Origin of the sequence: Paenibacillus chitinolyticus NBRC 15660 (assembly GCF_000739915.1) — a bacterium.
Lineage (GTDB): Bacteria > Bacillota > Bacilli > Paenibacillales > NBRC-103111 > Paenibacillus_F > Paenibacillus_F chitinolyticus.
The window spans coordinates 254,832-269,371 of sequence record NZ_BBJT01000005.1 but is presented as its reverse complement, the minus strand read 5'-3'; the positions used below and the strand labels follow the sequence as shown (position 1 = coordinate 269,371).

Genomic DNA, 14,540 nt, shown 5'->3' with positions numbered 1-14,540 from the left:
CAAAAAAAGCCTGTTCTCCTTTGCGGAGAACAGGCTTTTTATAAAGGACTGCTTCTTTAACGCAGATGCACTAGTCGTTCGAAAGCTTCAACACCTCGACCAGTTTGAAGAAAAGGCTGAGCACGATAGCCGATACGGTCGCCAGCGCCATGCCTTTCAGCTCGAAGGAATCGATTTTGAGGGCCGCGCCGCTGAGGCCGATAATAAGCACGATGGAAGTCAAAATCAGATTAGTCGCTTTGGAATAATCGACTTTGCTTTCGACCAGCATCCGGATACCGGATGCGCCGATAACTCCGAAGAGCAGGAGCGAAACGCCGCCCATCACCGGAGTTGGGATGGTCATGATCAGTGCGGCAAGCTTCCCGGAGAAGGAGAGCACGATGGCAAAGCAGGCCGCGCCGCCGATGACCCAGGTGGAGTATACACGGGTCAGGGCAAGTACGCCGATGTTTTCGCCATAGGTCGTATTCGGTGTAGAACCGACGAAACCGGACAGGATAGTAGAGATCCCGTTGCCGAGCAGCGAACGGTCCAGTCCGGGATCCTTGGACAAGTCCTTGCCGACGATATTGCCGGTTACGACGAGATGGCCGATATGCTCGGCGATCACGACAAGGGCCGCAGGCAGGATGAGCACGATGGAAGCCATGTCGAACTGTGGCGTGTATACCTGCGGCAGAGCGAACCAGCTCGCTTCCGAAACCTTCGCGAAGTCCACTATTCCGACGAAGGCGGCCAATACATAGCCGGTTACGATCGAGACGAGAATCGGAATGATTTTCATAAAACCGCGGAATAGGACGTTGCCGAGCAGGGCGATCAGCAACGTAACGATAGAAACAAGCAGCGCTTTGCCGTCGAGGGGAGCGCCGTCTTTCGGAAGAAATCCGGCCATGCCCGCGGCCGTCGGTGCCAGCTCAAGCCCGATAACGGCGACGATGGCGCCCATGGCGGCCGGCGGGAAGACGACGTCGATCCATTTCGTCCCGACTAGCTTGACCAGGAGGGCGACAAGAACGAAGACGATCCCGACGATAATGAAGCCGCCCAGCGCGGAATTGTAGCTCTTAGTGGCGAGCACGCCGAGCACCGGCGAAATAAAGGCGAAGCTGGAGCCCAGATAAGCCGGAATTTTTCCTTTGCACAGAAAGATGTAGAGCAAGGTCCCGATCCCGTTCATCAGCAGCACGATGGCCGGATTTACTTGAAAGAGCGCGGGTACGAGAACAGTGGAGCCAAACATGGCGAACAAATGCTGCAGGCTCAGCGGAATTGTTTTGCCCAGGGATGGCCGTTCATCAACCCCGATGGTACGGTTACTCATGTCCGAACATTTCCTCCTTTATCGCGTTTAAGCGATGATAGCTAGAGTTCCATCGACAAGTTTAGCAGATTTTCGGGATTCGTCTATAGCTTTTTTCGGACCGGACAGAGATTTTGCGGAAAAAGGTCGTCATTTCCCGAATTTTCTTGTTTTGAGCGGGCTTGACAGTTGACGCAAGGCGCACAATTTAGGCATAATGAATAGAAATATCCATGTTTCGTAGAAAGGGTTTATTCATGGGAATAGAGCAGTTGCTGGAAAAGGCGGCACAGTACTTTAAAGAGACAGAACTCAACCGAATCAAAGAGGCGTACGAGTTCGCGGAACAAGCCCATCACGGGCAAGTGCGCAAATCCGGAGAGCCTTATATTTTACATCCTCTGGCCGTTGCCGACATTCTGGTCGACATGCAGATGGACGTGACGTCCATCATTGCGGCTCTGCTTCACGATGTCGTGGAAGACACTACGGTTTCGCTCGAGGCCGTCCAAGATAAATTCGGCAGAACTTGCGCCATGCTGGTAGACGGTTTGACCAAGCTGGAGCGGATCAAGTTTAAAACCAAAGAAGAGCAGCAGAACGAGAACTACCGCAAAATGTTCGTGGCGATGGCGCAGGATATCCGCGTCATTCTTATTAAACTGGCCGACCGGCTGCATAATATGCGGACCCTCAAGTACCAGTCCGAAGAGAGTCAGCGGCGGATCGCCGACGAGACGCTCGAAATCTTCTGTCCGATCGCCCACAGGCTCGGTATTTCCGCCATCAAATGGGAAATGGAAGATATCGCGCTCCGTTATCTGAACCCGCAGCAGTATTACCGGATCGTCAATCTTATGCAGAAGAAGCGTACGGAACGGGAGAAGTATATCGAGGACGTCATCCGGAATATTCAGGACAAGCTCCGCGAAATGGGAATCGAAGGCGATATTTCCGGCAGGCCCAAGCATATTTATTCCATTCACAAAAAAATGTCTTCGCGCAACAAGCAGTTTAACGAGATCTACGATCTGATGGCCCTGCGCGTCATCGTTGACAATATTAAGGATTGCTACGCCGCGCTCGGGATTATCCACACACTGTGGAAGCCGATGCCGGGGCGTTTTAAAGACTATATCGCCATGCCGAAGCCGAACATGTACCAGTCGCTCCATACGACGGTCATCGGCCCGAAGGGCGAGCCGCTCGAAGTCCAGATCCGGACTTGGGACATGCACCAGACCGCCGAATACGGAATCGCGGCCCACTGGGCCTACAAAGAAGGCAACGGCTCCCCCGAAGGAACGTTCAGTGACAAAATGCAGTGGTTCCGTGAAATTCTCGAGCTGCAGAAAGAAACAGACAACGCGTCGGAATTTATGGAATCCATGAAGATGGATTTCTTTACCGATCTTGTTTTTGTGTTTACTCCCAAAGGGGAGGTTATCGAGCTTCCGGCGGGCGCGGTCCCGCTTGATTTTGCGTACCGTATTCATACCGAAGTTGGTAACCGCACCATCGGAGCCAAAATCAACGGCCGGATCGTGCCGCTGGACCACAAGCTAAAAACGGGCGATATCGTCGAAATTTTGACGTCGAAGCATTCTTACGGACCTAGTCAGGATTGGGTGAAAATCGCTCAGTCCTCCCACGCGCGCAGCAAAATCAAGCAGTGGTTCAAGAAAGAGAAGCGCGAGGAGAACGTGGCCAAAGGCCGCGAAGCCATCGAACGCGAGCTGAAACGGCTGGCTTTCGATCCGCAGGCGCTTATGACCGACGAGAAGCTGATGGAAGCGGCGAAGAAGTTCGCTTTTAACGATATCGAGGACATGATGTCGGCTATCGGTTTCGGGGGGATCACCGCAGCTCAGATCTGTACGAAGCTTACGGAGAAGCTCCGCAAAGAGAAGGAAGCGGAAGAAGCGCAGGCGTTGGAATTGACCAACGAGGTCAAGGAAGTCAAGGCGGCTCCCGCCGAGAAGAAAAGCAGACCGGTCAGCGGCGTAAGGGTGAAAGGAGTGGATAACCTCCTGATCCGCTTCGCGAGATGCTGCAACCCGGTGCCGGGCGACGACATTATCGGCTACATCACGCGCGGCCGCGGGGTGTCGGTTCACCGGACGGACTGTACGAACATTCCGGGAGAGAACACGGAGGAAGGAAACCGCGTCATCGAGGTTGAGTGGGCGGATTCCGTGGAATCGAATTTCCATGTGGAAATCGAAATCACGGGGCATGACCGCCGCGGTCTGCTGAATGAAGTGCTGCAGGTCGTTTCGGAAAGCAAAACGATGATTTCCGCGGTTTCCGGCCGTTCCGACAAGAACAAAATGGCCATGATTCACATGACCATCCTGATCCGCAACATCGAGCACCTGCATGCCGTTGTGGAGAAGATCAAGCGGGTGGAGGACGTATATTCCGTTCAGCGGATTATGCAATAAGCACTTTCGGCAAGGAGAGTGGAATTAATGAAAGTCGTGGTACAGCGCAGCAAGGAAGCGCAGGTTACGGTAAACGGGGAAATCGTCGGCCGCATCGACAGGGGCTTGATGCTTCTGGTAGGCGTGGGCCATGAAGATACGGAAGAGGACGCCAAATATTTGGCGGACAAGATAGCGGGCTTGCGCATTTTCGAGGATGAACAGGAAAAGATGAACTTTTCCGTGAAGGATATCGGCGGCAGCGTGCTTTCCGTTTCGCAGTTTACCCTGTACGGGGACTGCCGGAAAGGCAGAAGGCCGAATTTTATGGGGGCGGCCCGGCCCGAGCAGGCAGAGGCTTTGTACGATAAGTTCAACGGCCTTCTCCGCGAACAGGGCCTTCATGTGGAAACGGGGGCGTTCGGACAAATGATGGATGTCGCCTTCACCAACTGGGGACCGGTCACGCTTATTCTCGAAAGCAAAGCTTAATCGGGCGGGTGCCGGACTGGCATAATGCGGCAGCTCTTTGGACAGCCTAAAAGTCGAAGCCGCCGGCCGGAGGGTCTTCTCTTCGGAGAAGTACTTCCTCCGGCGCGCCATTAGACAGAGGAGCTTTCCTACACCATGCGCCGATCCCTTAAAGAAAAGCAAATGACCCAGCCCGAGAGCCAGCTCGCTCATTCCGCTTACTCCGAAAGAATACGAGCCGGAGCCGAGCAGTCCGGGATGGAAGCGAGCGGGGAAATCGCCCCCGCGCAAGGAAGATTCAAACGGACGGCCAAAGTGCCGCCCCGTTAACGAGACCGGCCTCCCTGCGGAAGGCCGGTTTTCATTTTGCGCAGAGAAGGCAGACACAAGAGCGGGCCAGCTTTAAACCTTTGTCCCCCTTGCAAAATATGTTACACTAGTCATGGTCATTTTTAGGAGGAAAAGAAGCTTTTTGCCGTTTGACGGAGACCGATTGGCTTCATTCCCGTATAAGAAGAGTGGTGCTTGAGCTTCCCGCTGTTCCGGGCGTTCCAATAAGTTCACGACCCTACAAAACTTCCAAGGCGGATAACGGGTTCAACTCCCCTACTCTCCGCTGTCCCGGGCGTAATCGTATTCGTGCAGCAAATCGGAAAAAGCTCCGGAACAACCCATGCACACAGGACTACATAGCCGGGACGCAAGCAGAAACATAAGTAGTTGGAATTCAATGAGGAAGGTGCCCCATGACAAAGAGTAAGAACAACCATTCGAAGCATGCCGCATCAAAATCCTGGATCGTCTGGATGTGCCTGCTGATCGTGCTGACCGTAATCGCAGCCGCAGCCGCACTTTACTGGCAGTACCGTCATCACAACAAACCGAAGCCGATCGCTCAGCAAACGCTGTCCGAAGTGAAATCGGTAGCGAATCTGGAGAAGCAGTATGATGTGATCGTCGTCGGAACGGACCCGGAGGGGGTAACGGCAGCGGTGTCCGCGGCTCGCAACGGGCAGAAGACCTTGCTGGTGGACGGGCACGACCGGGAAATTCTCGGCGGCCTGATGACACTCGGCTGGCTGAACAGCATCGACATGAACTATGTGCCGAATCCGTCCGTGCTCAATCCGCACGACGTGCTGAACAAAGGCCTTTTTTCCGAATGGTACAGTAAAATCGAAGGCGATTCTTTCAGCATCAACACGGCGGCAAACGCATTCTACGACATGGTGCGCGGCGAGAAGAACATCGATCTTATGCTTAAACTTAAATCCATCGAGCCGCTCTTGTCCAATCAGGGACAGCAAACCCGTGTAGAAGGCATCACCCTTACAAAAGAAGACGGAACGAAGCAGGAAATCCGCGCGAATGCCGTGATCGACGCGACGCAGGACGGCGATATCGCCGCCGCGGCCGGCGTTCCTTTTACGTATGGCCTGGAAGATCTCGGAAACAAAAACGCCAAAATGGCGGTTACGCTCGTATTCAAGCTGAAAAATGTGACGCCTGACGTCTGGTCCCAGATCAGCAAGCATTTGAAAACGGACGACGATCCGATGTCCGATGCCAACGAAGTCAGCGCCTGGGGCTACAAAGAGCTTTACAACTACCCGGCGCTTAACCCGGAACGCGTGAAGATGCGCGGTCTGAATATCGGACGCCAAGACGGCGATATGGTACTGATCAACGCTTTGCAGATTTTCAATATCGACGGTCTGGACGCGAAGTCGCGCGCCGAAGCGTTTGAAATCGCGAAGAAAGAAATTCCGAACGTGGTCGCTTTCTTGAAAAAGAACTACCCCGAATTCGCGGGTGTCGAACTGGCGGGCACAGCTCCGGAGCTGTACGTCAGGGAGACGCGCCATATTCAGGGGGAATACCGTCTGAATATTATCGACCTGCTGGAAAACCGCGACCAGTGGGACCGGATCGCATTCGGCTCGTATCCGGTCGATATCCAGCGTCTGGCTCCGACGGACACGGGTATGGTCGTCACGCAGCCGGAGCAGTACGCGATTCCTTTCCGGAGCATCGTACCGAAGAAGGTGGACGGGCTGCTCGTCATCGGGCGCGCGGCTTCCTATGACACGCTTCCGCACGGCAGCGCCCGGGTCATCCCGGTCGGCATGGCTGAGGGACAAGCCGCAGGCGCCGCAGCCAAACTCGCCAAAGATGCGGGGCTGAGCTTCCGCGAGCTTGCCGCTTCGAAGGAGAATATTGCGAAGCTCCAGGACATGCTGAACAAACAAGGCGTGGATCTTAAGCCTTTCAGCATGAAGCCGCAGCCTTTTATGACCCACAAGCAGTATGAAGGTCTCAAAGCAGCCGTGTCCATGTCTCTCGTAGGCGGCGGCTACAAGAACGAGTTTGAGCTGGACAAAGTGTCAAACCCTCAGCGCATGGTGAACTATATCACCCGGATGAAGAAAATCATTCCGTCGGCTTACGGCGGCGATCCGAGCGGTTCGCTGAAAGGAATCGACGAGGAAGCGCGCAAGAAGTCCGCGCTGACGCTCGATCAGGCCGCGTATACGATGACGCAGGGACTGGGCATCGCCGTTCCGAAGGAAGGCGCCATGGCCGAACTCTCCAAGCGAGGCATCGTGCAGGAATCGTCGCTCGCGACAATCAAGGACAAGCAGAACCTGACAAACGGCGATACCTTTATGCTGATCATGGATTTGCATAAATACGCCGAAAGCAAAGGCGCAAAACCTGCGGCGTCATAATTTCGTCCGAGATTGTAACGAAATTGTAACTTGATTTTCATCTGGGATTAATGTTCGCGTTCTATACTAAATATCGACCCCCTTTACGATATAGATATCCATGGACAGTCTGCAGCTTTATGCTGCAGGCTATTTTCTTTTTACGGCCGGATTTCCCGCAGAAATGGATCGTCAATGCAGGGCAATCATCTGATAGATTTGCCGTTTGTCGCCCGGCAGAGCAGCCTGCGCCACTTTGAGCTGGGAGGAGCCGTTTCCGTCCAGGAATACGCCGTCCACGAGTCCGCTTCTGCCCAGCGATCCCGCGATGGCGGCGCGAAACTGCTCGCCGGTGCACGGCGTCGGCGTTACGACGAGCCAGACGGCGTTGCTTTTGTCGTACACGATGCCGGTCCGCATGCGGGCTTCGTTCAGGGCGGGCATGTTCTCCTCCTTGGCGAGCTTGCGCCAGTCGGCTTCGTTTTGCAGGCTCATGGAGATCCCGCCCTGGGCCCAGTAGCGGTTGCGGTCCGCTACCTTCAGCTCGGCCGCATCGGACGCCTGCTGGACCGTAAACTGCCGGGCTGCGCCGTCCCAGACGAGGGTTCCCCGCTTATGGCCGGTATTGAACCAGCCCGATCCGTATTCGCCCTGCGCCCCCTTGACCGGCAGGTCGTTCATAACGGCGATGCTGAGCAGGTTGCCCTGCCAGAAAAAGCCGCCGTTGATCCCGAACTCCGACAGCTCCATGATGTTGCCTTTTACGGCTTTGAGCGCAATCCGCTCGGGTTTGGTTTTCGCCACATGCAGCTCGACTCCGTTGGGCGCCGTTATTTGCGCATAAGCGTAAGCAGGAGGGGGCGGGCTTTTTTCTCCGGACTGATGGGCGAAGAGCAGGGTGACGGCAAAACTGGCGGCCGCAACGGCGCCGTAAATCGCAAGCAGCTTGTCTATTCGGTTGAAAAACCGGGGAAGCATAGCCAACCTCCTGTCTGTTCGGCTCTATGATTCTGAACTCTATGATCCTATTCTATGAGGGAGGCGCTAGAGTAGAACCCGTATTTTTCAAATGTCCGAAAAAGGTTTAATGAAATGACAGCCCGGCGGCGTATGCGATTGAGAAGGTGAAGGTGAAGGCATAAACCGGGCCTTCGGCGGGATATTAGTTTTATAGACTTACTTTTGACAAGTCACTATGGTAAGATGTAGCTAAGGAGATGATGTCGCATGGCAGATTTTCATTTGTGTCCCAAATTCGAGAATGCGTTTGAACTGCTTGGAAAACGTTGGACGGGATTGATCATCCGGGTCCTTTTGAGCGGTCCCAAGCGTTTTAAAGATATATCCGATATGATTCCGAGCATGAGCGACAGAATGCTGTCCGAACGCTTCAAAGAACTGGAGGCGGCGGGCATTCTGATCCGGCACGTTTACCCGGAGACGCCTGTACGGATCGAATACGAACTGACCGAGAAAGGCAAGGGCCTCGAACCGGTAATGGACGAGCTGCAAAAATGGGCGGAAACTTGGTAAGGGAAAAGCTTGACTTTGCCGGAAGAGCCGTTTACAATCATCTCTAATACAACCCTGAAAAACTTTGATCCGCTGAAGGGATGAAGTCGTTCGACTCCACGTACTCAGAGAGGGAAGCCCTGGCTGCAAGCTTCCTTATGATGGCCGAGCGTAAGACCTCCCGGAGGACAATCGGTGAACAGAGGGCTGCCGGTGTTTGTTCCTAGCAACATGCCGCGCTGACCGTGTCTCATTAGCCGATTTGCGTAGACGGGCGTTAACCGTATGAAGCGAGAATCAGCCGGGCCGGACTTTTCCGAGCCGCAGGCCGCCGATTTTCGGAATGTGGGTGGCACCACGGGTGATGATTAGTTACTAACGTCTCTCGTCCCTTTGACCGTTTTGCGGTTTTAGGGATGGGGGACTTTTTTAATTTTTTAATGGCAAAAAAGTAACATCGCAGACGCAAGACAACGGGGAAAGTCGACAAGAAAAGCAAGGAGGAAGCTCGCATGAGCATGCAAAAGCCGAAGGGCACCCAGGACATTATGCCGGGTTCCGTAGAAAAGTGGCAGGCGCTGGAAAGCAAGGCCCGCGACCTGTGCAGCCGGTTCCGCTACCGGGAAATTCGTACGCCGATTTTCGAACACACCGAGCTGTTTTCCAGGGGTGTGGGGGAGACGACGGATATCGTGGAGAAAGAAATGTACACGTTCCAGGACAAAGGAAACCGCAGTATTTCGCTCCGTCCGGAAGGAACGGCCGGCGTCGTACGCGCGTATGTGGAAAATAAACTGTACGGCGAGCCCGATATCAGCAAGCTGTTTTACATCGGACCCATGTTCCGGTATGAGCAGCCGCAGGCCGGACGCTACCGGCAGTTTCACCAGTTCGGGATCGAAGCGTTCGGCTCGGAGGATCCTTCGCTGGATGCCGAAGTCATCGCGTTCGGTTACACGTTTTACCGCGAACTGGGGATGACGGGCGTATCCGTGGAAATTAACTCGGTCGGGACACCCGAGATCCGGGGGAATTACAAAGCGAGACTGCAGGCGTTTCTGGAGCCTTTCAAGGATAAGCTCTGCAAGGACTGCCAGTCGCGGTTCGACCGCAATCCGATGCGGATTCTGGACTGCAAAGTCGACCAGAAGTATTTCGACGGGGCACCCGAACTGCTGGACGATCTGGACGAAGCGTGCCGGACTCACTTCGAAGCGGTGAAACGTCATCTGACCGCGGTGGAGATTCCGTTTACGATCAATCCACGCCTGGTGCGCGGGCTCGATTATTACACGCACACCGCTTTCGAATATAAAGCGGCGGGCATCGGCTCCATCGATACGATCGGCGGCGGGGGCCGGTATAACGGCCTCGTCTCCGAGGTCGGCGGGCAAGATCAGCCGGGCGTCGGCTTCGGCCTCGGCCTTGAGCGCATTCTGCTCGTCCTGGAATCCCAGGGCGTGCAGCTTCCTCAGCCTCCCGGGCTGGACGTGTACCTGATCGGACTCGGTCAGGCGGCCGAGGACGAGATCGTGAAGCGGCTCTACGAGCTGCGTGCGCACGGCATTTTGGCGGAGAAGGATTACCAGGGCCGCAAAATGAAAACGCAGATGAAATCGGCTGACCGCTCTGCGGCGCGTTTTGTCGCCATTCTGGGAGACGACGAGCTGGAGCGCGGTGAAATTACGGTCAAAACGATGGCTACCGGCGAGCAGGAAACGATCAAGCTGGAGAATTTTGCGGAAACGATTTTGAAACGGACAAGATCCGGAAACGAAAATGGAGGGGTTCAGTCATTATGATGCTCAAAACACATCATTGCGGGCAATTAACGAAAGCGAACATCGGAGAAACGGTTATTCTGAACGGTTGGGTACAGCGCCGTCGCGACCTGGGAGGCGTCTTGTTCATCGACCTGCGCGACCGCAGCGGTCTTGTGCAGATCGTCTTCAACCCGGATTTCTCGGGAGAAGCGCTGGCGGTCGGCGACCGCGCCCGTAACGAGTATGTACTGGCTGTAAAAGGGACCGTTGTCGAACGGGACGCCGAAACGGTAAACATCAACCTGCAAACCGGTGAGATCGAAGTCCGGATCACGGAAATCGAAATTATGAACGCGGCTAAAAATCCCCCGTTCTTCATCGAAGACGGCATCGAAATCGACGAAACGCTGCGCCTGAAGCACCGCTATCTGGACCTTCGCCGTCCGGAAATGCAGCAGACGCTCATGCTCCGCGCCAAAGCGTCCCGGATTTTCCGCGAGTTCCTCGACGAGAACGGCTTTCTCGATATCGAGACGCCGATCCTTACGGGCAGCACGCCGGAAGGCGCGCGCGACTATCTCGTGCCGAGCCGTGTGCATCCGGGCGAGTTCTTCGCGCTGCCGCAGTCCCCGCAGCTGTACAAACAGCTGCTCATGGTGAGCGGCCTGGAGCGGTACTACCAGATCGCGCGCTGTTTCCGCGACGAGGATCTGCGGGCCGACCGTCAGCCGGAGTTCACGCAGGTGGACATCGAGACGTCCTTCCTGTCCCAGGATCAGCTTCTGGACATGATGGAGCAGCTGCTCGTGCGTCTGTTCCGTGAAACGGTCGGAGCCGAAGTTTCGACACCGTTCCAGCGTCTGACGTACGCGGAAGCGATGGACAAATACGGCTCCGACAAGCCGGACCTGCGCTTCGGGCTGGAGCTGTCCACGGTGACCGATATCGTGGCAGACAGCGATGTAAAAGTGTTTAACATGGTCGCCAAAAACGGCGGCATCGTCAAAGCCTTGAACGCCAAGGGCTGCGGCGCGACGTGGAGCCGCAAAGAACTTGACGATCTCCAGCCGTTCGCATCCCGCTACGGCGGCAAGGGTCTGGCCTGGATCACCGTGAAGGAAGGCGAATGGAAAGGACCGATCGTCAAATTCTTCAAGGAAGAAGAGATCGCTGCGCTGACCGAGCGTCTGAACGTGGAAGAGGGGGATCTGCTCGTCTTCTCCGCCGACAAACCGAAAGTCGTGTACGACGTACTCGGCAACCTTCGTCTGAAAGTCGGCCGCGATCTGGGTCTGATCGACGACAAAGCCTACAAATTCCTGTGGGTCGTCGACTTCCCGATGTTCGAGTACGACGAAGACGAGAAGCGCTATGTCGCCATGCACCACCCGTTCACCCGTCCGAAGGACGAAGATCTGCACCTCTTCGAAACGGACCCGGGCCAGATGCGCGCCCAGGCCTACGATATCGTGCTCAACGGCTACGAAGTAGGCGGCGGTTCCATGCGGATTTACCAGCGCGAGGTGCAGGAAAAAATGTTCGCAGCGCTCGGATTCTCGCCTGAAAAAGCGAAAGAAAAATTCGGCTTCCTGCTCGAAGCCTTCGAATACGGCACGCCTCCGCACGGCGGAATGGCATACGGCTTCGACCGTCTGGTGATGCTGCTTGCGGGACGCACGAACCTGCGTGAAACGATCGCCTTCCCGAAAACGGCAAGCGCGTCCGATCCGCTCACCGATGCGCCGAGCGAAGTCGACGAGAAGCAGCTTGAACAGCTTTCTATCCGCATCGCGTTGAAACAACCGGCAGCCAAAGCTTAAGTACGGCAGCCGTCACGCGCTCCCGGTCATGTAAATTTTACAGGCCGTAGCGGTGTAAAATAGAGGAAACAGGGAGGGACCTTCGGGTCCCTTTTTTTCGGGCCGCAAAGGTAAAACCAAGCGCCCGACTTGACATTGGCCACCGAATCAGGTCAAACTTAGCGTAAACCTATCATTTTGCTAGCTAACAGAGGAGGAAATTCCGAATGCTTCATCAATTCTCCCGGACGGAACTTGCCATCGGACCCGAAGGCCTTGAGGTTATGAAAGGCAGCACAGTAGCCGTTCTCGGTATCGGCGGAGTCGGTTCCATAGCGGCCGAAGCGCTGGCCCGGACCGGAGTCGGACGAATTATACTGATCGATAAAGATGTGGTGGATATTACGAATGTGAACCGTCAGATCCATGCCCTTACGACGACGGTAGGACAACCTAAGGCCGATCTTATGCAGGAGCGGATCAAGCTCATCAATCCCGAATGCGACGCCATCGCGCTGCGGATGTTCTACACGGAGGAAACGTACGAGCAGCTGTTTGACTACAAGCCGGATTATGTTCTGGACGCTTCGGATACCATCTCCTATAAGATTCACCTCATCAAGCAATGTCTGGAGCGCAAGATTCCGATGATCTCCAGCATGGGCGCGGCGAATAAAATGGACCCGACCAAGTTCCAGGTTGCGGACATTTCCAAAACGACGATGGACCCCATTGCCCGGGTCGTCCGGACGAAGCTCCGCAAGGAAGGCATCAAAAAAGGCGTGAAGGTGGTTTTCTCGACGGAAGAGCCGAAGAAACCGCGTGAAGATGTCACTCAGCGCATCGTTCCGGAGAACGCGCCGGAAATCCGTAAAGCGCAGCAGCCTCCGGCGAGCAACGCTTTTGTACCGCCCGTTGCGGGTCTGATTATGGTCAGCGTATGCGTCCAAGACCTGCTGCACAACGCCGGTATTGACGTTTAACTACCTTTTGCGAAGTCACAATAGCACCTAGAGAGGCAGGAAAGGTATGGCTTGGAAGAAAGTTCTCCTCACTTTATCCGCGGCTGCCGTGCTAACTTCGGCAGCCGGACAGGCCTTCGCGGCGGAGCACCGGGAGGCGGAGCGGTCCGGCGGAAGCGGAGCTGAAGCGCCGCGGGAGGGACAGGTAGCGGGGACGGAAACCGGCCCGGCCGCAGGCCCCCTCTTCGTCGATGTGGCCCCGGATAACCGCAACGCGGACGCGATTGCGGATCTGGCTGCGCGGGGCCTCATCGAAGGAACGGCATCCGGCCGGTTCGATCCGGCCGGAGCACTGACCCGCGAGCAGTTTGCCAAGCTGCTCGCATCCGCCTTCGGACTCGGAACGTCCGAAGGGCCGACCCCCTTCGTCGACCTCGTGTCCGCGTGGTCGACGCCGTATATTTCGGCTGCCTATGCGGCAGGGCTCGTTGACGGCGTAACGGCCGTCAAGTTCATGCCCGCGCAGCCGGTAACCCGCCAGGCCGCCGCCTCGATGGTGTGGCGCTGGCTGGAGGCCCGGGGCGTCGAAGCCCCGTCGGCCGCACCCGGCCAGAGCGCGGGCGATGCGGATGCGTGGGCACAGGCGTCCGTGCGAAGCATCATGGCGCTGGGGCTGCGCAGCGATTCGGGCGCGAGCTACGAACCGAAGCGCGTCATGACCCGCGGAGATGCGGCTGCGCTTGTTTCGCGGGCGCTGGCCCTGCTGGAGACGACGGCTGCGGAGCGCGCGGCTAAAGCGGCGCAGCCGTTGACGGCGGACAAGGCGGCAAGCCTGATAAGGTTTAACGAGCAGAAGACGGCGGAGCTGTTTCTGAGCCTCTTCGACCATGAACTGGCTTCCCGTACGAAGCCGCCATTTGAAGCGATCCAGCCCGTCCTGAGCCGTTATTACGCGGACCCGGGAAGCTGGAGAACTTTCTATGAGCGTCATCTGGGCGGGATATACGAAGCCGTGGCCATTTTTCCGGCTGTATCGATGCCGGTACCTTCGTTTAAAATCGTCAGCTTGACGGACGATAGGGCCCAAGTCCGTGGCAAGAGGCCCGAAGGGGCCTACACGGATTCGGCCTTTCTGACGTATACGCTGCTCAAACGAAACGGAAACTGGGTCATCGGCGGCCGCGAGGAAGAGAAGCTTACGGAGCCGTTCACCCGCGAAGAGGCGGAGGGGATTGTGGCCCGGTATTACAAAGCGGGCTCCGGTCTGTTCGAACGGGAGGAGAGCGACCGCTTCCTGTTTACCGTGACGGACAAAGGGGAGAAGCTGCGGTTATCCGTCAGCAAGGCCAAGGGAATTCTGGCCATGGAAGAAGACTGAAAGATTTTCCGTCACCCTCTCTTCTCCCCAATAAACCTGTTAAACACGTTCGAATGTTTTGAAGCGATTAGCCTTCATTCCGCTTTCCGGCGGGGTGAGGGCTTTTTTGCGTTCCGCCGCAAGGTGGACGTAGGGGAAACTCCGTTTTTTTAGCCCGTAAAAAGACAAACGGCGGCAAATATGGTCTGCCCCGAGGGTTCGTTTATGTTTGTTCGGCA

General features: G+C 55.9%; 11 protein-coding genes. 9 read left to right on the top strand and 2 right to left on the bottom strand.

The annotated features are described in order from the left end of the window. Window positions 1-70 precede the first annotated feature (70 nt). Complete coding sequence (gene uraA, locus PCH01S_RS14460) at window positions 71-1,327, bottom strand: uracil permease (RefSeq protein ID WP_042230401.1); 1,257 nt, start codon at window positions 1,325-1,327, stop codon at window positions 71-73. Between the two features lie 236 nt (window positions 1,328-1,563). Here uraA and PCH01S_RS14455 point away from each other — a divergent pair, with 236 nt between their 5' ends. The 4 genes from PCH01S_RS14455 (at window position 1,564) to PCH01S_RS14445 (ending at window position 6,929) form a co-directional block, all read left to right on the top strand. Next, complete coding sequence (locus tag PCH01S_RS14455; protein WP_042230399.1) at window positions 1,564-3,750, top strand: RelA/SpoT family protein; 2,187 nt, start codon at window positions 1,564-1,566, stop codon at window positions 3,748-3,750. A gap of 27 nt (window positions 3,751-3,777) precedes the next feature. Further along, window positions 3,778-4,221: a D-aminoacyl-tRNA deacylase gene (dtd, locus tag PCH01S_RS14450; RefSeq protein WP_042230397.1), complete on the top strand. Its 444-nt coding sequence runs from the start codon at window positions 3,778-3,780 to the stop codon at window positions 4,219-4,221. Between the two features lie 135 nt (window positions 4,222-4,356). Next, complete coding sequence (locus PCH01S_RS30900; RefSeq protein WP_164977152.1) at window positions 4,357-4,530, top strand: hypothetical protein; 174 nt, start codon at window positions 4,357-4,359, stop codon at window positions 4,528-4,530. 416 nt (window positions 4,531-4,946) lie between these two features. Continuing rightward, window positions 4,947-6,929 (top strand): FAD-dependent oxidoreductase, encoded by a 1,983-nt coding sequence (locus tag PCH01S_RS14445; protein WP_042230393.1) that lies wholly within the window; start codon window positions 4,947-4,949, stop codon window positions 6,927-6,929. A 171-nt stretch (window positions 6,930-7,100) separates the two neighbouring features. On the opposite strand, the gene PCH01S_RS14440 is transcribed toward PCH01S_RS14445, so the two are convergent. Further along, window positions 7,101-7,886 (bottom strand): phosphodiester glycosidase family protein, encoded by a 786-nt coding sequence (locus PCH01S_RS14440; protein WP_042230391.1) that lies wholly within the window; start codon window positions 7,884-7,886, stop codon window positions 7,101-7,103. A 249-nt stretch (window positions 7,887-8,135) separates the two neighbouring features. On the opposite strand from PCH01S_RS14440, the gene PCH01S_RS14435 reads away from it, so the two are divergent. The 5 genes from PCH01S_RS14435 (at window position 8,136) to PCH01S_RS14415 (ending at window position 14,322) form a co-directional block, all read left to right on the top strand. Then, on the top strand, window positions 8,136-8,441 hold the full coding sequence (locus PCH01S_RS14435) for a winged helix-turn-helix transcriptional regulator (RefSeq protein WP_009674280.1): 306 nt from the start codon (window positions 8,136-8,138) through the stop codon (window positions 8,439-8,441). Window positions 8,442-8,932: 491 nt separating this feature from the next. After that, complete coding sequence (gene hisS, locus PCH01S_RS14430) at window positions 8,933-10,222, top strand: histidine--tRNA ligase (RefSeq protein ID WP_042230389.1); 1,290 nt, start codon at window positions 8,933-8,935, stop codon at window positions 10,220-10,222. Next, complete coding sequence (gene aspS, locus PCH01S_RS14425) at window positions 10,219-12,003, top strand: aspartate--tRNA ligase (RefSeq protein ID WP_042230386.1); 1,785 nt, start codon at window positions 10,219-10,221, stop codon at window positions 12,001-12,003. Before hisS ends, aspS begins: the two co-directional genes overlap by 4 nt. A gap of 206 nt (window positions 12,004-12,209) precedes the next feature. Then, window positions 12,210-12,965 (top strand): tRNA threonylcarbamoyladenosine dehydratase, encoded by a 756-nt coding sequence (locus PCH01S_RS14420; protein WP_042230384.1) that lies wholly within the window; start codon window positions 12,210-12,212, stop codon window positions 12,963-12,965. Window positions 12,966-13,011: 46 nt separating this feature from the next. Further along, complete coding sequence (locus tag PCH01S_RS14415; RefSeq protein ID WP_042230381.1) at window positions 13,012-14,322, top strand: S-layer homology domain-containing protein; 1,311 nt, start codon at window positions 13,012-13,014, stop codon at window positions 14,320-14,322. Window positions 14,323-14,540 lie beyond the last annotated feature (218 nt).